Annotated in this window: 16 protein-coding genes and 1 tRNA gene; 7 read left to right on the top strand and 10 right to left on the bottom strand. The window is 64.5% G+C overall.

Features of this window, described 5'->3' with window-relative positions:
• Nucleotides 1-9 precede the first annotated feature (9 nt).
• The 7 genes from ACFSGJ_RS03890 to ACFSGJ_RS03860 form a co-directional block, all read right to left on the bottom strand.
• Nucleotides 10-1,221 carry an acetyl-CoA C-acetyltransferase gene (locus ACFSGJ_RS03890; protein ID WP_390259678.1) on the bottom strand — a complete coding sequence of 404 codons (1,212 nt, stop codon included), beginning with the start codon at nucleotides 1,219-1,221 and terminating at the stop codon, nucleotides 10-12.
• A gap of 10 nt (nucleotides 1,222-1,231) precedes the next feature.
• Nucleotides 1,232-1,861 (bottom strand): glutathione S-transferase family protein, encoded by a 630-nt coding sequence (locus tag ACFSGJ_RS03885; protein WP_390259676.1) that lies wholly within the window; start codon nucleotides 1,859-1,861, stop codon nucleotides 1,232-1,234.
• 55 nt (nucleotides 1,862-1,916) lie between these two features.
• The gene (locus ACFSGJ_RS03880) at nucleotides 1,917-3,692 is read right to left on the bottom strand and encodes an acyl-CoA dehydrogenase C-terminal domain-containing protein (RefSeq protein ID WP_390259674.1); all 1,776 of its coding nucleotides are present in this window, start codon (nucleotides 3,690-3,692) and stop codon (nucleotides 1,917-1,919) included.
• A 19-nt stretch (nucleotides 3,693-3,711) separates the two neighbouring features.
• A complete protein-coding gene (locus tag ACFSGJ_RS03875) occupies nucleotides 3,712-4,110 on the bottom strand; it encodes a MerR family transcriptional regulator (protein ID WP_390259672.1) in 399 nt (132 codons plus the stop codon).
• 90 nt (nucleotides 4,111-4,200) lie between these two features.
• Nucleotides 4,201-6,816, bottom strand: coding sequence for a glycosyltransferase (locus ACFSGJ_RS03870; protein WP_390259671.1), 2,616 nt, complete (start codon nucleotides 6,814-6,816; stop codon nucleotides 4,201-4,203).
• A complete protein-coding gene (locus ACFSGJ_RS03865) occupies nucleotides 6,813-8,192 on the bottom strand; it encodes a DUF6212 domain-containing protein (RefSeq protein ID WP_390259669.1) in 1,380 nt (459 codons plus the stop codon). Before ACFSGJ_RS03865 ends, ACFSGJ_RS03870 begins: the two co-directional genes overlap by 4 nt.
• Before the next feature lie 122 nt (nucleotides 8,193-8,314).
• Nucleotides 8,315-8,872: a hypothetical protein gene (locus ACFSGJ_RS03860; RefSeq protein ID WP_390259667.1), complete on the bottom strand. Its 558-nt coding sequence runs from the start codon at nucleotides 8,870-8,872 to the stop codon at nucleotides 8,315-8,317.
• Nucleotides 8,873-9,437: 565 nt separating this feature from the next.
• On the opposite strand from ACFSGJ_RS03860, the gene ACFSGJ_RS03855 reads away from it, so the two are divergent.
• Together ACFSGJ_RS03855 and ACFSGJ_RS03850 are read left to right on the top strand one after the other, a co-directional pair.
• Nucleotides 9,438-11,012 (top strand): hypothetical protein, encoded by a 1,575-nt coding sequence (locus ACFSGJ_RS03855; RefSeq protein ID WP_390259665.1) that lies wholly within the window; start codon nucleotides 9,438-9,440, stop codon nucleotides 11,010-11,012.
• Complete coding sequence (locus ACFSGJ_RS03850; protein WP_390259663.1) at nucleotides 11,009-12,325, top strand: glycosyltransferase; 1,317 nt, start codon at nucleotides 11,009-11,011, stop codon at nucleotides 12,323-12,325. The genes ACFSGJ_RS03855 and ACFSGJ_RS03850 overlap by 4 nt, the downstream gene beginning before the upstream one ends.
• 28 nt (nucleotides 12,326-12,353) lie before the next feature.
• On the opposite strand, the gene ACFSGJ_RS03845 is transcribed toward ACFSGJ_RS03850, so the two are convergent.
• Nucleotides 12,354-12,731 carry a MerR family transcriptional regulator gene (locus ACFSGJ_RS03845; RefSeq protein WP_390259661.1) on the bottom strand — a complete coding sequence of 126 codons (378 nt, stop codon included), beginning with the start codon at nucleotides 12,729-12,731 and terminating at the stop codon, nucleotides 12,354-12,356.
• Between the two features lie 162 nt (nucleotides 12,732-12,893).
• Between ACFSGJ_RS03845 and ACFSGJ_RS03840 the strand changes: the two genes are divergently transcribed.
• From ACFSGJ_RS03840 to ACFSGJ_RS03830, 3 genes are read left to right on the top strand one after another with little or no spacing between them, the layout of a single operon-like run.
• On the top strand, nucleotides 12,894-13,319 hold the full coding sequence (locus tag ACFSGJ_RS03840) for a PaaI family thioesterase (protein ID WP_390259659.1): 426 nt from the start codon (nucleotides 12,894-12,896) through the stop codon (nucleotides 13,317-13,319).
• The gene (locus ACFSGJ_RS03835; protein ID WP_390259657.1) at nucleotides 13,316-13,822 is read left to right on the top strand and encodes a PaaI family thioesterase; all 507 of its coding nucleotides are present in this window, start codon (nucleotides 13,316-13,318) and stop codon (nucleotides 13,820-13,822) included. The genes ACFSGJ_RS03840 and ACFSGJ_RS03835 overlap by 4 nt, the downstream gene beginning before the upstream one ends.
• Nucleotides 13,819-15,141 carry an MATE family efflux transporter gene (locus tag ACFSGJ_RS03830; RefSeq protein WP_390259655.1) on the top strand — a complete coding sequence of 441 codons (1,323 nt, stop codon included), beginning with the start codon at nucleotides 13,819-13,821 and terminating at the stop codon, nucleotides 15,139-15,141. The genes ACFSGJ_RS03835 and ACFSGJ_RS03830 overlap by 4 nt, the downstream gene beginning before the upstream one ends.
• Here the strand turns inward: ACFSGJ_RS03830 and ACFSGJ_RS03825 are convergent.
• Nucleotides 15,138-16,193 (bottom strand): quinone-dependent dihydroorotate dehydrogenase, encoded by a 1,056-nt coding sequence (locus ACFSGJ_RS03825; RefSeq protein WP_390259653.1) that lies wholly within the window; start codon nucleotides 16,191-16,193, stop codon nucleotides 15,138-15,140. The two genes, ACFSGJ_RS03830 and ACFSGJ_RS03825, sit on opposite strands and share 4 nt — an antisense overlap.
• Nucleotides 16,190-16,528 carry a DUF952 domain-containing protein gene (locus ACFSGJ_RS03820; RefSeq protein ID WP_390259651.1) on the bottom strand — a complete coding sequence of 113 codons (339 nt, stop codon included), beginning with the start codon at nucleotides 16,526-16,528 and terminating at the stop codon, nucleotides 16,190-16,192. Before ACFSGJ_RS03820 ends, ACFSGJ_RS03825 begins: the two co-directional genes overlap by 4 nt.
• 153 nt (nucleotides 16,529-16,681) lie before the next feature.
• Here ACFSGJ_RS03820 and ACFSGJ_RS03815 point away from each other — a divergent pair, with 153 nt between their 5' ends.
• Nucleotides 16,682-18,283 carry a bifunctional metallophosphatase/5'-nucleotidase gene (locus tag ACFSGJ_RS03815; RefSeq protein WP_390259649.1) on the top strand — a complete coding sequence of 534 codons (1,602 nt, stop codon included), beginning with the start codon at nucleotides 16,682-16,684 and terminating at the stop codon, nucleotides 18,281-18,283.
• A 74-nt stretch (nucleotides 18,284-18,357) separates the two neighbouring features.
• Nucleotides 18,358-18,431: transfer RNA gene (locus ACFSGJ_RS03810), tRNA-Gly, on the top strand.
• The last annotated feature ends 22 nt before the right edge of the window (nucleotides 18,432-18,453 follow it).

The following is an 18,453-nucleotide window of genomic DNA, read 5'->3' as shown; positions in this document are numbered from 1 at the left end:
ATGTCCTCCTTACACCCGCTCGATGACGGTTGCCGCGCCCATGCCGGACGCGATGCACAGCGTGGCAAGCCCGACGCCCTTGCCGGAACGTTCCAGCTCATCCAGCAGGGTTCCGATGATGATCGCGCCCGTGGCGCCAAGCGGGTGCCCCATGGCGATGGCACCGCCGTTCACGTTCACCCGGTCGGCATCGACGTCAAAGGCCTGCATGAAGCGCAGCACGACGGCGGCGAAGGCCTCGTTCACCTCGAAAAGGTCGATGTCGGACAGCGACATGCCGGCGTCGCGCAGCACCTTTTCCGTCACCGGCACGGGGCCGGTCAGCATGATGGTCGGGTCCGATCCGATCTTTGCGGTGGCACGGATGCGGGCGCGGGGCTTCAGCCCGTATTTCTCGCCGAACTCCTTGTTGCCGATCAGCACGGCGGCGGCCCCGTCCACGATCCCCGATGAATTCCCGGCGTGATGGATATGCTCGATCCGCTCCAGATACGGGTATTTCATCATCGCGATCTTGTCGAAACCGGGCATCATCTCGCCCATTTCCTTGAAGGCTGGCTTGAGGCTGCCAAGGCTTTGCATATTCGTGTCAGGGCGCATGTATTCGTCGCGCGCAAGGATCGGCAGGCCGTTCACGTCACGCACCGTGATGATCGAGCGGTCGAAACGCCCTTCTTCCCATGCCGCCGCCGCGCGCTTCTGGCTTTCGACGGCCAGAAGGTCGGCGTCGTCGCGGCTGAACCCGTGTTCGGTTGCGATGATGTCGGCCGAAATGCCCTGCGGCACGAAATAGTGCTGCATGGCCACCGATGGATCGACCGCAATCGCCGCCCCGTCCGACCCCATGGGAACGCGGCTCATCATCTCGACCCCGCCCGCGACATAGGCCATGCCTGCGCCTGCGCGCACCTGATTGGCGGCAAGGTTCACGGCCTCCATCCCGCTGGCGCAAAAGCGGTTGATCGACAGGCCCGGCACACTCTCGGCAAAGTCCGAGGCGATGACCGCGCTGCGGGCAAGGCAGCCGCCCTGTTCGCCGACCTGGGTGACATTGCCCCAGATCACGTCCTCGACGGCGGTGGTGTCGAGATCGTTGCGGTCCTTGATCGCATTCAGCGTCAGGGCGGAAAGCCGCAGGCTCGTCACCTCATGCAGGCTGCCATCGGCGCGGCCCTTGCCGCGCGGCGTGCGGCAGGCGTCATAGATATAGGCGTCGGTCATCGTTTCCTCCTTAGGCGCGGTCAGCGGGGCTGCCCGGCATCATGTCGTAGGGATGTTTCCAGCCGGGCAGGGCGCTGATGCGGTCCAGCCAGGCGTCTATCCTTGGCCAGTCGGCCCGGTCGAACCCGAAGGGCTCCGGGTAGAAAAGGTAGCCGCAGCAGGCGAGATCGGCGATCGTCGGCCCGTCGCCCACCAACCAGCTGCGTCCGTCCAGCTGTGTATCGAGCGTGCGGAAGGCCGTGCGCAGGCGGCCCTGAAACCACGCGATTACCTCGGCGGGGCGCTTGTCCTCGGGCAGGAAATTCTGCAGGAAGCGCGCCGTTCCGCACTGGCTGGACATCTTGTGGTTGTCCCAGAACACCCAGCGCAGAACCTCGCGCCTTTCGGCGGCGCTGCGCCCGCCCAGGCGCCCGGTCTTGGAGCTGATGTAGTCCTGGATGACGCCCGATTGCGACAGAACCGTGTCGCCGTCGACCAGAACCGGCACCTCGCCCATCGGGTTGAGGGCCAGAAACTCGGGTCTGCGGGTTTCGCCGTTGAAGAAATCGACAAAGACCGGCTCCCACTCCACATCGGCAAGAGTCATGGTCAGCGCGGCCTTGTAGGCATTGCCGGATTCCCCGAAACAATAAAGCTGCATTCTGCGCCCTCCTCTGCTTGGCACCGGCCCGGCTGGGCCGGCACCAGTCGTGGCATCAGAACTCGGCCGCCGCCAGCGCCATCACCGGGTCGGCACCGCTCTGGATGCGGGCAAGGTGCATCGCCGTCGCGGGCAGGTGGCGCGCCATGTAGTAGCGACCGGTCGCGATCTTGGTGCGGTAGAAATCGGCGTCGCCCTGTCCTGCGTCCAGCGCTTCCTGCGCGGCCTTGGCCATGCGCGCCCACATCAGCCCGAGACAGACATGGCCAAAAAGGTGCATGAAGTCATAGGACCCCGCCAGCGCGTGGTTCGGGTTCTTCATGCCGTTTTCCATGAAGTACATCGCGGCGGCCTGAAGGTCCTTGGACGCGCTTTTGAGCGGCTCGATAAAGCCCTCCAGGCCCGGCTTGCCGGCATTTTCCCGCGTGAAGGCCTTGATCAGTTCAAAGAAACCCATGACGTGCTTGCCGCCGTCCTGCGCCAGCTTGCGCCCCACGAGGTCGAGGGCCTGAATGCCGTTCGCCCCCTCATAGATCATGGCGATCCGGGCATCGCGGGCAAATTGCGACATGCCCCATTCTTCGATATAGCCATGCCCGCCATAGACCTGCTGGGCCGCCACGGCCATCTCGAACCCCTTGTCGGTCAGGAACCCCTTGATCACAGGGGTAAGCAGGCTGACCAGCCCCTCGGCCTCGGCGTCGTTCATGCGGTGGCTGCGGTCGATCAGATGCGCTCCCCAGAAGGTGAAGGCGCGTGCGGCCTCCACAAAGCTTTTCTGGTCCATCAGGTTGCGGCGGATATCGGGATGGACGATCAGCGGATCGGCGGGTCCGTCGGGGTTTTCCGCGCCCGTCACCGCGCGCCCCTGCAGGCGCTCCTTGGCATAGGCGAGCGCGTTTTCATAGGCCACGGCTGCCTGTGCGTAACCCTGCAGACCGACGCCCAGGCGGGCCTCGTTCATCATCGTGAACATCGCGCGCATCCCCTTGTGGAGATCGCCCAGCAGCCACCCCTTTGCGCCGTCATAGTTCATGACGCAGGTGGCATTGCCGTGGATGCCCATCTTTTCCTCGATCTTGCCGCAGGTGACGGCGTTGCGGTCACCGAGGCTGCCATCGGCCTTCACGAGGAATTTGGGTACGATGAAAAGGCTGACGCCCCGCGTGCCCTCACCGCCGCCGGGGGCCTTGGCGAGCACCAGATGGATGATGTTTTCGGCCAGATCATGTTCGCCGGCCGAGATGAAGATCTTTTGTCCGGTGATCAGATAGCTGCCGTCATCCTGCGGCTCCGCCTTGGTCCGCATCAGGCCAAGGTCGGTGCCGCAATGGGGTTCCGTCAGGTTCATGGTGCCGGTCCAGTCGCAGCTGACCAGCTTCGGCAGATAGGTGGCCTTTTGCTCGGCCGTACCATGGGTGTGGATGGCGGAATAGGCGCCGTGCGTCAGGCCCTGATACATGTTGAAGGCCATGTTGGCGGACACGAACATCTCGCCCACCGCCGAGTTCAGAAGATAGGGCAGCCCCTGTCCGCCATAGTCCGGGTCGCAATCGAGCGCGGTCCAGCCGCCCTCTTTCATCGCCGCAAAGGCGCGGTCGAAACCTTCGGGTGTGCGCACGACCCCGTTTTCCAGCCGGCAGCCCTGGGCGTCCCCGACCGCGTTCAGCGGCGCGAGAACCTCGGACGACACCTTGCCGGCCTCTTCCAGGACGGCGGCGGTAAAGTCGCTGTCCATTTCCTCATACCCCGGCACGCCGCTTTCGGCGGCCTTCATGACCTCATGCAGGATGAACTGCATGTCGCGGGTGGGTGGCGTGTAGCTGGGCATTCGTATTCTCTCCCTCAGGTCATTCGGCGGCGGGGCGTGTCGTCATCTGGCCGATGACGGTTTCACCCCATTCGAGTTGTTCACGCAGTTCGGCGATGGCTTCGTCCAGTTCCTCGCGCTGTCGTTCCATCTGCGACAGGCGCGCGCGCGCCAGTTCGCAGGTGCGTGTGAACTGGGTGATCTGGGTGCGGTCGCGATCATAGAGGTCCAAAAGCTGACGGATCTCCTCCAGGCTGAAGCCGAACCGCTTGCCCCGCAGGATGAGCTTGAGCCGCGCCCGGTCGCGCCGGGAATAGATGCGGTGCTGGCCCATGCGGACCGGCGCCAGAAGCTCCTTCGCCTCATAGAAACGCAGGGTGCGCGGCGTGACGCCGAACGCATCGCACATTTCCCGGATCGTCATCTGATCGTCCTGCATGGCCCCCCTCCGGCACGCCCCTTGTCCGAGGTGTGCCTGTGGGAAAGACCTTACAAGGCAGTGTGACGTTGACGTAAACGTAACGTCGCGTCACCCGGCCTTGTGACGCGGGGTCGCTTTGGCCGCGCGGCTTTCCAGCGTGGCTTCCACCCAATCGAGCAGAGGCGACGTCGTCTCAGACCATTCCCGCACACGGGCCGCTGCGGCGCGTCCGATGCGCGCCAGCAAGGCGCGGTCGCGGTCGAGTTCCAGCACCCGCGCGACGGCTGCCTCGACACATCCATCCTGCGGCACGATGAATCCCGTCTGCCCGTCCTCGATCGCCTCATCCATGGCGCCGGCGTCTGCGGCAATCACCGTGACACCGCAGCGCTGTGCCTCCAGCACGGAAAGAGGCAGTCCTTCGTAGTGCGAAGGAAGGATCATGATATCGGCTTCCGCCAGAATGCGGGTCAGCGCACCCGGCCCGCGCACCGCGGGGTCAAGGCGTGTCCCGGGGGGAAAGGCGACCTGTTGCGCGCGCGCCTGCACGACGGTCTGGCCGACGACGCGAAGCTCCATTCTGGGGTCGTGGCGGTGCAGGGTTTCATAGATCGCTGCAAGCCGCTGAACCCCTTTCTGCGGGTCGAGACGGCCGAGATACAGCACCCGCAGCGGTTCGGAAGGAGACCGCGCAGCGCGCGCCGCCAGAACTCCGTCGCGTTCCCGACCATCCATCGGATAGCCGGGCGCATTGATTACCGGCAGGATCTTTTCGCGCGGCATTCCCCGGGTTTGAAGCCAGAGCCGCAGCGCCTGCGAACAGGTCAGGAAAAGGTCGTAGCTATGTTCATAGGCCAGCGCCAGGACGGGCGGCCCGTAGGCCCGACCATAGGTGCTGCGTTCCACGACATGTTCATGGCCGACCATGATGACACCTCGCTTGCGCAGTCGCCCCGCGATCTTGTGCAGGGCGGCGGAATGTGCGTTGATGACGACATCCATTCCGGAAAGCAGCCCCATGAGATCGGCGCGTTCCGTGGGGTTCCCCCAACTCGGCTCGGCAGTTCCCATGAATTCGGGGCCTGACCAGTCCGTCGTGCTCGCATCCGGGAACCAGTTGATCGATGAAAATGCGGCCAATGCCCAGTCATCGCTGCGGATCGGGCGGTTGCCGGTGACGAAAAGGTGGCACCGATAGCCCTTGTCGCGGAAGACCCGGGCCATGCTGGCGGCCACCTTTTCGACGCCGCCAAAGTCAAAGATCGGCAGTACAAATCCGATGTCGCGCGTATCGCGGTTCTTCAGCAGCGGAAAAACGACGCCACTACCCGCGACCTGTCGGGCAATGTCCACCGCCTCGGCCCGGGAAACGGCGCCGCCCTGATCCCGCCATTGCCAGGAATGGGCAAGGGCGGGCCGGTAGGGGCTGCGCACAAGCCGCAACAGAGTATCCCGCAGGATCTCGGTCGCGCCGGCAACGATGTCGGCATCGGGCGGGACGACACCGTCCAGCCTGAGCGACCAGGCACTCGCGCCATGCGGTTCGGGAATGTGATCGATCTGCCGGATCCAGCCGGTATTGCGTTCGCGCAATATCCTCGCCAGCACCGACAGGGGGATCGCCGCGGCATCGGCGGGCCGATCGGGTACCTTGATGGCGGTGTCGATCTGGTGTCCCTCCGGGCTCTGATCGAGATAGAGAAGGTCATAGCCCGGCAGGGTTTCCCCGGCCCGTGCAAGACGACGCTCGAACAGCCACAGGACGTTGCGCAACAGCCCCGCCTTGTCCAGGGACGCGCGCAGACCGTCGCGCATCACGATCAGGTACGACGGGGCGTGGTGTGTGAAAGGGTCGCAAAGATGCGCCCAGAGCTTCTTTTCCAAGGCCTCAAGCGTGACGGGTTCCTGATGCGCGGGATCCGTGCAAAGAGTGATATTCTCTTCGCCGTCAAACAGGACATAGCGGGGAAAGCTGCGTGCCTCCTCGGCAAGGAGGGTCGGAACGTTGAAGAGCCACCGGTGCTTCTGCTCTATGAAGCGGCGAAGCTCGGTATCTTCATCGTGGGAGTTGGCCAGCATGCTCGCCGGGCGCTTGCGGTAGTGCAGCATGGGTTGCGCAGCAGGATGGCCGCGAAAACCCTCTCGCGCCGCCCCGAGCCAGAAATCCCAATCCTCATAACCACGCCGCATGGTGGTATCGAAACGCAGGCCGGCCTCGAACACGCGCCTGCGGATCAGGCTGCCGGCCTCGCTGATGTTCAGGCGTGCGTGAAACAGGAGGCTGGGTTGATGATCGGTGATATAATAACCGTCCTGGCCGAAAAAGTCGAAATCCGGGTAGAACCAGTCGGCGTCGGGGTTCGCGTCCAGCAGCCGCCCGAACAGCTGCGCCGCACCATCGGCCAGGACATTGTCCGCGTCCAGCAGAAAGATGGCCTCATGATCCGGGTCGACCGCGAGCGCGGCGTCGATTCCGCTGTTTCGTGCCGCGCTGAGCCCCTGATTGTCCAGATGGAGCACCAGGAGCCTTTGGCCCAGCCGTGCCTGCCAGGCAGCGAGACCGGTTCGCGTCTGCCGATAACGGCAGCCATCGTTGACCACGATCAGCCGCCCGATGATATCAGCGCCATCCTGGGCGATGACCGACGAGATGGCATCGTCGAGAAGCGTCGGATGGCCATGCGCCGGTATGACGACAGACACACGCGGGCTTGTGCCGGTCATAGCGGCAGATCCTCGGGCAGTTGCTGGCCGATGCGGAAGCCGCGGAACATGCCCCAGCTCATGTCATTGGGGCCACCCCCGGCGAGCGTAACCGCGAGGAGAATATCCATCCGTCCTTCGACCGGCTCGACCGGGATGCAATGCGCCTCGCCCCAGGCCCGGGGCGGCAAGCCGGTCAGCCACGGGCCCAGACGCCGCTGCCAGTAGCCATCCGCGTCGACGGCACCCTGTGGCGCGGCGCCGATTGCGAAATTCAGCACCGGCGATCTGTCATGCCCCACATTCACAAGTGCCGAAAGATGTGTGACCGAGCCGACCTCTATGTCGCGAATGATTGCACAGACCGCCCCGCTGGCCGACGGATGGATGAATACCGCGTCCTCCTTGTGCCAGAATTCGACCGCCATGAAATCGGTGGCGCTGCTCGGCTGCGAAAAGATCGCGGGGGCCGGCAGGGCCGACGGAAGGATAAGCGCCCCGGCCTGAAGCCCGGTCATCTGGCCCGAGGGCGTAAGCGGCGTGACCGGCGGCAGTCGCACACCGGGCAACGACTTCCAAAGTCGGAGCGCCAGGGTCGCCGGCTGCGCAAGGGTGCCTGCGTGGGCGGCGAAGGCCACGTCCGGAACTGGCAACCCAAGGCCGATGGCGAGCGTATCCGCTCCGGCCCAGGTCATGCGCAGGCTGCAATCTGCGGGCAGGCTGTTCACGGGTTCCGGCAACACGAAACGCAGCCAACCCGCGCCTGCGCCAGCCGCCGGCAGCAGCGGAGACAGCCCGTAAGCGTTTCCGGCTGTGTCCAACAGCTGGATCTCGAGGGCATCCGGGGTAAGAAGCCCTTCGGGAAGCCAGAGATCGGCGGCGGCTGTCCCAAGCACATTGACCGGAAGCTTCTGTGTCAGTGTCTGGCCCTCTGCAAGCTCAATGACGCTCGGACCGGCCGGCCAGGACAGCGCGACGGAATATTCCGGGTTGCCAAGGGCATGGAGGAAATTCTCGACCGATCTGAACTGCCGGTTGAGGGCCTGCGATTCCTTCCGGAGCAGGGCAGCTGCGGCCCTCGCTTCGGCGGCGTCTTCCTCTGCCTCGCGCCGCGCATCGGAAAGGAGCGTCAGCAGCGCCCGCGCGAGCGCCTGCGGTTCGGTTGCGGCCACGGCGAGCACAGGAATACCGGCGAAGCCCGCGACTGACGCGGCACCTGAGACGGCGTCGGCCTGATCCGGGTCGGTGATCAGTGCACGGGCATTCCAGTCGGGGCGGGGGGGCGGTACGACAAAGGCCGCGCCATTCCTCTCGATCTCAACCAACCTGATATGATCGCCCAAAAAGTCAGCGGCCAAGGGGGCCAGATCCGGAGTTACCAGATAGACATCAATCATCTACGATTATCCCGTCTGCTTGTCGGGACTAAACCGTGTCACGCGGGAACTGTAAACCCCGTGCCCGAATAACAAAAGGCGCCCTCGCGATGAAGGGCGCCCAAAAAGCAAGACACCTGGTATCAGAACAGCGTCATAGCGAGACGACGCAGGATGATGCGGCGCGGCGGCTGGCGGAGATGAACGATGATGCGGCGCGGGTTTGTCGTTCCCTCGCTGCTTTCGGGCATCGCGAGGCGGAAAACCGTCATGCCGTCACTTGGAATGCGCCATTCGTTCAGTGGCCCGTCGACGGCGCCGCCCGGGGTCAGTTCCCGCACGAACACGTCAGCCACGATGGAGCTTTCGCCCTCGGCCTCGATTTCCAGATAGCACTGGGTGGCCGTGGACTGGGCCGGAATGGCCCCTTCAAGCGTCATCCACGTCATGCTGCTGCCGGCGCGCAGATCGAGGCCCGTTTCGCCTTCCTGTGGAATGAGCTCTGCCTTCTTGCCGCCCGGAAGGCAGACGCCGAAGCTCTTGCCGATATCGTTATACCCTTCGGCCAGCAGAAGTTTCGGTTTGCCAACAAGCGCATCAACGGCCTCTTCTGCGAGGTTGATCCGGCCTGCCTGAAGCGATGTCAGGATCGCCGCGGCGGCTTCGAAGTTCCGGAGTGCAGTATCGTAAATGGTCATCATCATACGCTCGCTTGCAAGTTTGCGCGGTTACTTAATCTTGGCACAGGGCGGTTGTCGGATTTCACTGGGTCCCGCCATCACGCGGTGACCTGGATCCCTAACCGATAACGATGGCATAACCGACATTCAGAAGATCAGGCAACTGTTTCCTTGCTGTCTGTTATTTTGTTCCCGCCGCCGAGCATAAATTTGCGTTGCTTGCTGATTATATGGTCGGTCTGTGGATACAGTTCCCGGAAAAAGCGACTCTGCCTGAATGGATGTCGCGTGATCGTCATGTCTATGTGGTGATGCTGAAAGATCTGGTGGCTCCGGTCCCGCCTCCGGGTAACCCTTTGACGCACCTTCTGATTCGCCTGCCATTGATTCGAAGCGGCCGCCGGGCCGGCGTACCGGCAGATTCCGGCCAATACAGAGCAGTGCCCATGCACCGCGCCGGGCGCGCTGCTTGAAATGGCTTGTATTGCAGTGCAGCATCGGGCTCTATCCGCCTGTATCCTTATATGCCTCAGACTGCCTGTGGCGGTTTTCCGGGCCGTCCCGCAATGTGAAGAAGGAGGACGAGTTGAACCTTGATTTCTGTTTTCTCGATGCAGATGAGCGCGTCATTGCCACCGGATGGGGATATGAGCGCGATCTGGAACTTGAGCTGCATGGGGACGGCGGCGCGGTTCAACCCATCTCGGTCATTCGCCACGCCCGGCAGGATCTGCGCACGTCAGAGCCTCTGGGCTGGGTCGCCATCTTCCGCTTGCCCGTCCCCGAAGAGGTGACGGACGAGCCGGGGACGATGTTCGTCAAGCTCGGCTCGGATTTCCGGGAGGTCTCGGCCGTCCAGCTCTTCGAGGATGAAGAACGCCTGGTCGATATCGGCGTGGACGAGGTGTTCTTTACCTACCTCCGGCTGATCGCGGCGCGGGGCATCGCGACGCCTTCGGGCAAGATCGTGCAGATGATGCGCCGCCGGATGCGCGCGCGCCTGCAGCCGCCCGGCGAAAAGATGGACCTTGCGCTGAGCGTTGACCGCTGCCTTGTGGCGCCGCAGGGGCAGGGCGTGGTGCTGGGATGGTATCTGCCCGGATCTGCCCCGACCGAGGCTGCGGTCGCGCTGGCCATGGATGAGGTTCAGCTTGCCCCCGTCATGCTGCTGCCCGGCAGCCTGCCCCGCGCGGATCTCCAGCCCTATTCAGGTCGCTATCGTTTTACCGGCCGTGACGGCTATTGCGGTGCCTTCAGCTTTGCGGCGCCGGTCGAGGGGGCGGTGCAGGTCGTCTTTCTGCCGCAATCGGAGGACCCGTCCTTTGCCATCGGCGCGGCCGCCGAGCCCGGGGGCGCCGGCGCCGTCGCGCGCACGACGATCGAGGCTTCGATGGGCCTTTCGGATGCAGAGGCGCGCCAGCGCTTGCGGTCGGCCCTGCTGCCGCCCCATCGCGGCTGGGACGAGCGTGCGGTGCTGCGCAGCATCGAGGCCCGGGCACCGGCAACCGCGTCCGACGATCCGGTCCTTCTGATCGTCGATCATGACCTGCCCGACCCCGATCTGCGGGATGTCCTGCGCAATCTGCTGTCGCAGTTGCAAGGGCGCGTGGCCCTGCACCTCTTGCGGGACGGCCTCACGCCGGTTCTCGATCAGGCGGCACTTGGCGCTGCGCATGAAGCGGGCGAGGGGCGCCTTTCGCCCGCGACCGCCGCCTTGTCCATCCAGCGCCAGCCGGCGCGCGAGGTGATCTTTGCCCGCAGCTCGGCCCTGTTCCAGATCGGGCTTCCGGATCATGGCGGAGAGGGCGCCGGAGCACTTTCGGTGGTCGACCCGATCGGCGCATTGATCGACGCCCGCGGGGTGGATCTGCTTGGCCGGTTCGACCGCGACGTGCTGCCCTTCGTCGCGCGGCTGGATGGTGAGGTGTTCTTCAGGCTGCTCGATCTGGCCCCGCGCGGCTACCTGACGGAAGAGGCGCGGGTGCGGGCGCTTCTTCTGATGCTGGCGCAGCGTTCGGCAATCGAGGTAAGGCGCGCCGATCTGCCGAGCTATTTCGTGGGCAAAGGCGGCCCCCATGCAGAACTTTTCCCTGACGGCGGGGACTGGCACGCCTATGATGCGGAAGGAAAGAAGCTCATGTCCGCCGGAATCGCGCAATGACCCGCACCGTTATCGTTTCCCATTCTCATCCCAATTTCAAATATGGCGGGGGAGAGGTCGCGGCCTATCGCCAGTTCCAGCATCTCGAAAGCCTGGGCGAGGATGTCTATTTCGTCGGCTCCACGATCGGGCCGGAAGACAGCGCAAAGTTCTTTGGCGCGACGCAACAGGTGCTCAGCTTCAGTCCGCGCGATTTCTGCCTGCGCGGGCGGGGCATGGACGGCTTCATCATGGAGCAGAGCCAGATCGCCGATGAAGACTGGATCGTCGAGTTCCTGCTGGCACTGCGTGGCGACGTTTACCACTTTCACCATTTCTGGAATATCGGGGCGGGCACGATCCGCAGATTGCGCAAGGCGCTGCCAGAGGCGCGGTTCATCTGCACGCTGCACGAACTGACCGCGATCTGCGCCAATCACGGACAGATGGTCAAGACATCGGGCGAGCTTTGCTACGCCGCGAGCGAGGTCGCCTGCGCCGCCTGTATCGGGCGCGGACCGATGGACTTCGTCCTGCGCAACTTCCGCCTGCGCGAGATGCTGGATCAGTTCGACGTGCTGCTGTCGCCCAGCGAATTCCTGCGCGAACGCTTTGAAGGCTGGGGCATCCCGAAGGGCGAGATCAAGGTGATCGAGAACGGCCTCGATTATGATCCGTTGGGCACGTCCGAAACCCCCGAGGAACTGGCGGTGAAGAGCCGGCGCTTTGCCTTCTTCGGTCAGGCGACGCCCACCAAGGGGCTCGATATCCTCATCCGCGCCGCGAACCTCATCGAAGAGGAACGCGCCGAATCCGAGGATGCCGGGCCGCCCGTGCAGATCGAGATCTACGGCCTTGACCAGAACCGCTTTGCCGCGCTCTGGCCCGAGGTGGCGGTGCCGTCATCCGTCCGCTTCCGGGGCCGCTACCGGCCGCAGGACTGCATCGAGATCATGAAGCGGTTCGGATGGATCATCATTCCCTCGGTCTGGTGGGAAAACTCGCCGGTCATCATTCAGGAGGCGCGGGCGGCCGGGACGCCGATGCTTGCCTCCGACATCGGCGGGATGAAGGAAAAGACCGAGGGCTGGGGCATCCATTTCAGCGTCGGCGACCCGGCCGCGCTGGCCGCCGCCATCGGCACGGTCCACAACCGGCCCGAGATACTGGCGGAATACAAGCGCCGTATCACACCGCCGCTTGATCTGGCAGGCTTTGTCCGGGACTGGAAGATGCTCTGCGGTCTGGATGTCGGGGCGCCAGCACCTGTCATTGCGTCGCAAACGCCGGTTCTGGCGGCAGCCGGTGGCACCCGGCGGCGGTCCAAACGCTGATCCGGCCAAGCGCTGATCCTGCCAAGCGTCAGGGTTGGCGCTTCAGAATCTCGGTGGTTTCATCGCGCAGGCTGCGAAGCTCGGCGATGGTCCGGTCCAACTCGGCCTTCTGGCGGTCGAGATCCCCGAGCTGACGGTCTGCAAGCTCGATCCAGGCCTCCAGCTGCGGCCGGGTGCCTTGGGTTTCATAGATCAGCAACCACTGCCGGATTTCTTCCAGGCTGAAGCCAAAGCGGCGCCCGCGCAGGATCAGGGTCATGCGCGCGACCTCTCGCGGGCCGTAGAACCGGCTGCGGCCATCCCGATGCGGTTCCAGAAGCTCGATATATTCGTAGTAGCGCAAGGTGCGGGGGGTCACCTCGAAACGCGCGCACATTTCCTTGAAACTCAGCTGCTTCTCGGTCATGTCCCCTCCATAGTTGCCCAGACGCTACCCGCAGTCGCCGCCGTCCGCAACGGGTCGCGGGCGGTTCGGTTACTGTCGCCATTCGGTCTTGCGGTCGCGCTGCGCCAAGGCATAGGGTCGTCCTCATGCCCCGATGCGGCCCCACCACGAACGGACCCAGTCATGGAAGAAAGGCTCAGGATCGCCCGACAGTTCCTTGCCACGATTCCCCATTCCATCGCCTTGGGGATGGAGGTGGATTTCGTGGGTGACGGGATCGTTGAAATCTCCATGCCCTACGACACGCGTCTGGTGGGCGATCCGCGCAGTGGCGTGATCCATGGGGGTGCGGTCTCGGCCCTGATGGACACCTGCAGCGGGGCCGCTGTCATGAGCCATCCGACCGGTGCGACAGGGACCGCAACCATCGACCTGCGGATCGACTACATGCGTGGTGCGGTGCCGGGGCAGCGTATCCGGGCGCGGGCCGAATGCTATCATGTGACCCGTTCGGTCGCCTTCGTGCGGGCGACCGCCTGCGACGACGATCCGGATCGGCCGGTTGCGGCGGCGACGGGCGCCTTCACGGTCGAAAGGTCCAAGGCATGATCCGCCCGCCGCCCGAGCCCGTTCAGGTCGTCAAGGAGCGGCGCGACGCCGCGCTGGGGGCGCTGGTGCACGGCGTTCCCTATATCCAGTTCCTCGGTATCCGGTTCGACCGGCGCGGCGATGAACTGACCGCGATCCTGCCCTTCGACGAGAAGCTCATCGGTAATCCTATGCTGCCCGCGCTGCATGGGGGCGCGACGGCGGCCTTTCTGGAGGTTGCCGCGATCATCGAGCTTTCCTGGTCCCTGTTGTGGGAAGATATGGAGGCCGGGCGCCTCGATCCGCGCGCCCTGTCGCCCGAGAGTTTGCCACGGATGCCCAAGACCATCGACTTTACGGTCGATTACCTGCGATCCGGTCTGCCCCGCGACGCCTATGCGCGGGCGAGCGTGAACAGGTCCGGCCGGCGCTATGCGTCGGTCCGGGTCGAGGCATGGCAAGATAACCGCGCCAGGCCAATCGCGCAGGCCACCGGGCATTTCCTGATGCCCGAAACGGAATGATTTCGGCGCAGGACGTCACCAACCGCCGGGTGCTGCGGATCGCGGTGCCCATCGTGCTTTCGAACGCGACCGTGCCCATTCTTGGCGCCGTGGACACGGGCGTCGTGGGGCAGATGGGGCTTGCGGCGCCGATCGGTGCGGTCGGGATCGGGGCGGTGATCCTTGCCTCGGTCTACTGGATCTTCGGCTTTCTGCGGATGGGCACGTCCGGGCTGGTGGCGCAGGCCCATGGCGCGGGGGATGAGGCCGAAAGCGGCGCAATCCTGATGCGCGCCTTGATGATCGGTGCGGCTGCGGGCCTTTTGTTCATCCTCTTGCAGGTGCCGATTGCCACGCTCGCGTTTCGCCTTGCCCCCGCCAGCGATGAGGTCGAGCAACTCGCCCGCGCCTATCTTTCGCTCCGGATCTGGGGGGCGCCGGCGACGATCGGGCTTTATGCGATCACCGGCTGGCTGATCGCGCTGGAAAGGACGCGCGGCGTCCTCCTTTTGCAGCTCTGGATGAACGGTCTCAACATCGGGCTCGATCTCTGGTTCGTGCTTGGCCTTGGATGGGGTGTCGAAGGCGTGGCCATCGCCACGCTGATCGCGGAATGGTCGGGCCTGATGCTTGGTCTGTGGCTCTGCCGCCCCGCCTTCCGGAATGGGCGCTGGCGTGCATGGGCGCGGATCTTCGACCGGTTGCGGCTGTTGCGGATGCTGTCGGTCAACACCGACATCATGATCCGGTCGGTCGTGCTGCAGGGCAGCTTTACCACCTTCATCTTTCTGGGTGCTGGGTTCGGCGATGTGACGCTTGCCGCAAATCAGGTGCTGCTCCAGTTTCTGGAGATCACGGCCTATGCGCTGGACGGCTTCGCCTTTGCCGCCGAGGCGCTGGTCGGGCAGGCGGTCGGCGCCCGGTCCCGGGATGCCGTCAGGCGTTCCGCGTGGTTGACGAGCCTTTGGGGTATGGGGGCTGCCGCAGTGCTGGCGCTGGCCTTCCTTGTCTTCGGGCCCTTGATCATCGACACGATGGCCCGCGATTCCGAGGTTCAGGCGGCGGCGCGTCTTTATCTGCCATGGATTGCGCTGGGCTGTCTTGTCAGCCTTGCCGCCTATATGTTCGACGGGATATTCATCGGTGCGACGGCGACCCGCGAAATGCGGAACGCGACGCTCGGTTCGGTCGCGGTCTATGGGATCGTGATCGTGCTCCTGGTCCCGCAATGGGAAAACCATGGGCTCTGGGCGGCGCTGATGGTTCTCAACATCATGCGCGGTCTGACGCTTTGGGCCTATTACCCGCGTCTGGAACGGCGCATAGCGCTGCCCGCCTAAAGCCAGGCGGAACTGTCGAGGCCCACGGCCTGTTCGACGGTCAGGCCGTCTTTTTCAAGCAGCGCGTCCAGATCGCGCAGGATGCGCGGAACGAGCGACATGCCGCCATAGATCAGCGCGGTATAGAGCTGCACGGCCGAGGCCCCGGCCCGGATCTTGGCATAGGCCTCCGCCCCGCTGCTGATCCCGCCGACCCCGACCAGCGGGATCTGTCCGCCGGTCGCCTGCGAAAACCGTGCCAGAACGCGGGTCGATTTTTCAAAGAGCGGCGCGCCCGAAAGGCCCCCTGCCTGACCCGCATCCGGGCTGCGCAGCCCGTCGCGCGCAAGGGTGGTGTTGGTCGCGATGATCGCATCGATTCCTGCCTCCAGCGCGACAGAAGCGATTCCGGGGATTTCTTCGTCGGAAAGGTCGGGCGCGACCTTCAGAAAGACGGGGATCGACCGGTCAAGGCCCGCCCGCGCCTCCATCACCCCGGACAACAGGGCCGTCAGCGCCGCCCGGCCCTGAAGGTCGCGCAGGCGTTCGGTGTTTGGCGAACTCACGTTCACCGTCGCGAAATCGACGAAATTCCCGCATCTTGTCAAAACCTGCGCGAAATCCGCCGCGCGGTCGCTGCTGTCCTTGTTCGCGCCAAGGTTCAGGCCGACGATGCCCGTCGCGGGACGCTGCGCAAGGCGGCTGGCAATCGCCGCGGCGCCGTCATTGTTGAACCCGAAGCGGTTGATGGCGGCGCGGTCTTCGGCAAGGCGGAAGAGGCGCGGGCGCGGGTTTCCCGGTTGCGGGCGGGGCGTCGCGGCCCCCACCTCAAGAAAGCCGAAGCCGGACCGGACAAGTGGCCCCAACGCGGTTGCGTTCTTGTCAAAGCCTGCGGCAAGGCCCAGCGGGTTATCCAGCGTCAGCCCCGCGAGCCTGCAGGCAAGCCGCGCGCTGGTGATGCGCCCCGGCAGAGGAACGACGCCCGCACGCAAGGCGCGGATCGCAAGCCCGTGCCCCTGTTCGGGGTCGAGACGGTGCAGAACGGCAAGGCCCGCCCGCTCCAGAACGCTCACCACAGCCCCTCGGGAAAGATGTGGCCGCTAGCGCCGAGGGGAAGCGATTTGTCCCACAGCACGTCGTCGATCCGGAGATCGCGATACAGATGCGGGAAAAGCTGGCCGCCCCGTGCGGGCTCCCACCGCAGTTCGGGCCCCAGCCGGTCGGCGTCGAGCGCCAGAAGCACCAGATCGCTTTCGGCGGCGAAATGACGGGCGGCCGTTTCGGCCACCTGCGCGGCGGTGGAAAAGTGGATATACCCGTCCGCGATATCCACGGGGGCACCTGCCGTTTTACCGGCGGCGCGGAAGGCATTCCATTCGGATCGGCGCAGGATCTTGTAGATGAGCATATGTGCGTCATGCCCTTTGACTGTGCGCGGGTCAATGCCCCGGTGGCCTCGTCATACGCGTTTCACTGCCCGCAGCTATTGCCGCCATATCAGCCTTTGACAGGATCGGCGCTTGCCGCCACTTTGGCTGCATCAATGAACGGGAGATTATGAATGGTTGCTCGGTTTCTTGCATCCGCGGCGGTGGTCGCGCTTTCGGCGGGCATGGCGCAAGCCGAATTCACGCTGCACGTGTTGCACATCAACGACTTCCACAGCCGTGTAGAGCCGATCAACGCCTCTGATTCGACCTGCAGTGCCGAACAGGATGCGGCGGGCGAGTGTTTTGGCGGCGTGGCGCGGCTTTACACCAAGATCAACGAATTGCGCGACAGCCTGGTGGCCGAGGGGCAGAACGTCATCGTTCTGGATGCGGGCGACCAGTTTCAGGGCTCGCTTTTCTATTCAACCTACAAGGGCGAGGTCGAGGCCGAGTTCATGGAGGCGATCGGCTTTGACGCAATGGCGGTCGGCAACCACGAATTCGACGACGGCCCCGAGGGTCTGGCAGAGTTCCTCGACCGGGTGACCTTTCCGGTCCTCTCGTCGAACCTTGACCTGAGCCGTTCCAACCTGCTGAACGGGCGGGTGGAAAAAAGCGTCGTGCTGGACGTGGGCGGCGAGCAGATCGGCATCGTCTCGGCGCTTGCGACCGACACGGTGGACACGGCGTCACCCGGTCCGGACGTGATCTTTCAGGATGAGGTCGAAGCCCTGCGGGCCGAGGTTGCGGCGCTGGAAGAACAGGGCGTTTCCAAGATCATCGCCCTGACCCATGTGGGCTTTGTCCGCGATCAGGAAATCGCTGCGCAGGTTCCGGGGCTTGACGCAGTGGTCGGCGGGCATTCGCACACCTTCCTTTCCGCCAGCTCGGTGGATCGCCACGGCGCCTATCCGACCTGGGTGAGCCAGGAGGACGGCAGCGCCGTTCCGGTCGTGCAGGCCTATGGCTATGGCAAGTATCTGGGCCATCTGGTGCTGGAATTCGATGATGAGGGCGGCCTGATCCACGCCTATGGCGATACGCTGCTGCTCGACGCCTCGGTCCAGCCGAATGAGGAAATCGCGGCCCGCGTGGCCGAACTGGGCGAGCCGATCGAGGAGTTGAAGGCGCGTGTCGTCGCCCAGATCGCCGGGCCGCTGGATGGCAACCGCGACAGTTGCCGCGCCGTCGAATGCACTATGGGCAACGTCATCGCCGATGCGATGCTTGACCGGGTGGCCGATCAGGGCGTGACCATCGCGATCCAGAACGGCGGCGGTATCCGCGCCTCGATCGAGGAGGGCGAGGTGACGATGGGTGATGTGCTGACGGTGCTTCCGTTCCAGAACACGCTTTCCACCTTCCAGGCTTCGGGCGCGTCGATTATCGAGGCGCTGGAAAACGGGGCCAGCCAGATGGAATCCGGGGCAGGGCGCTTTGCCCAGGTCGCGGGGCTTCGTTATACCGTCGATCCGGCCGCGGAACCGGGCTCGCGCATCAGCGACGTGATGGTGCAGGACGGCGAGGACTGGGTCGCCATCGACCCCGAAGCCACCTACGGCGTAGTGACGAACAACTATGTCCGGCAGGGTGGCGACGGGTATCGCGTGTTCGAGGCCTATGCCGACAGCGCCTATGACTATGGCCCGGATCTGGCGGATGTGCTGGCCGAATATCTGGCGGCGAACGAAAACTACGAACCCTATACCGACGGGCGTATCACGGTCCGCTGAGCCTCGGCGGTTGATCTTGCGCGGCGCGGGGGCTTGCATCGCCCCCGCGCCCTGCCTATACCAAGCGCAGTCGGGCGGGTATGGTGTAATGGTAGCGCCTCAGCCTTCCAAGCTGATGGTGCGGGTTCGATTCCCGCTACCCGCTCCAGACTGAGTTCAGGAATTTCCAG

The sequence above is a fragment of the Halodurantibacterium flavum genome (genome assembly GCF_042681825.1).
Classification (GTDB): domain Bacteria; phylum Pseudomonadota; class Alphaproteobacteria; order Rhodobacterales; family Rhodobacteraceae; genus Halodurantibacterium; species Halodurantibacterium flavum.
The sequence above is the reverse complement of the archived record's forward strand: the minus strand, read 5'-3'. Positions and strand labels throughout refer to the sequence as shown.

Bases quoted from the DNA above. Each gene is read 5' to 3' on its own strand.
- ACFSGJ_RS03890 (WP_390259678.1), bottom strand. From the start codon at position 1,221: ATGACCGACGCCTATATCTATGACGCCTGCCGCACGCCGCGCGGCAAG.
- ACFSGJ_RS03885 (WP_390259676.1), bottom strand. From the start codon at position 1,861: ATGCAGCTTTATTGTTTCGGGGAATCCGGCAATGCCTACAAGGCCGCG.
- ACFSGJ_RS03880 (WP_390259674.1), bottom strand. From the start codon at position 3,692: ATGCCCAGCTACACGCCACCCACCCGCGACATGCAGTTCATCCTGCAT.
- ACFSGJ_RS03875 (WP_390259672.1), bottom strand. From the start codon at position 4,110: ATGCAGGACGATCAGATGACGATCCGGGAAATGTGCGATGCGTTCGGC.
- ACFSGJ_RS03870 (WP_390259671.1), bottom strand. From the start codon at position 6,816: ATGACCGGCACAAGCCCGCGTGTGTCTGTCGTCATACCGGCGCATGGC.
- ACFSGJ_RS03865 (WP_390259669.1), bottom strand. From the start codon at position 8,192: ATGATTGATGTCTATCTGGTAACTCCGGATCTGGCCCCCTTGGCCGCT.
- ACFSGJ_RS03860 (WP_390259667.1), bottom strand. From the start codon at position 8,872: ATGATGACCATTTACGATACTGCACTCCGGAACTTCGAAGCCGCCGCG.
- ACFSGJ_RS03850 (WP_390259663.1), top strand. From the start codon at position 11,009: ATGACCCGCACCGTTATCGTTTCCCATTCTCATCCCAATTTCAAATAT.
- ACFSGJ_RS03845 (WP_390259661.1), bottom strand. From the start codon at position 12,731: ATGACCGAGAAGCAGCTGAGTTTCAAGGAAATGTGCGCGCGTTTCGAG.
- ACFSGJ_RS03840 (WP_390259659.1), top strand. From the start codon at position 12,894: ATGGAAGAAAGGCTCAGGATCGCCCGACAGTTCCTTGCCACGATTCCC.
- ACFSGJ_RS03835 (WP_390259657.1), top strand. From the start codon at position 13,316: ATGATCCGCCCGCCGCCCGAGCCCGTTCAGGTCGTCAAGGAGCGGCGC.
- ACFSGJ_RS03830 (WP_390259655.1), top strand. From the start codon at position 13,819: ATGATTTCGGCGCAGGACGTCACCAACCGCCGGGTGCTGCGGATCGCG.
- ACFSGJ_RS03820 (WP_390259651.1), bottom strand. From the start codon at position 16,528: ATGCTCATCTACAAGATCCTGCGCCGATCCGAATGGAATGCCTTCCGC.
- ACFSGJ_RS03815 (WP_390259649.1), top strand. From the start codon at position 16,682: ATGGTTGCTCGGTTTCTTGCATCCGCGGCGGTGGTCGCGCTTTCGGCG.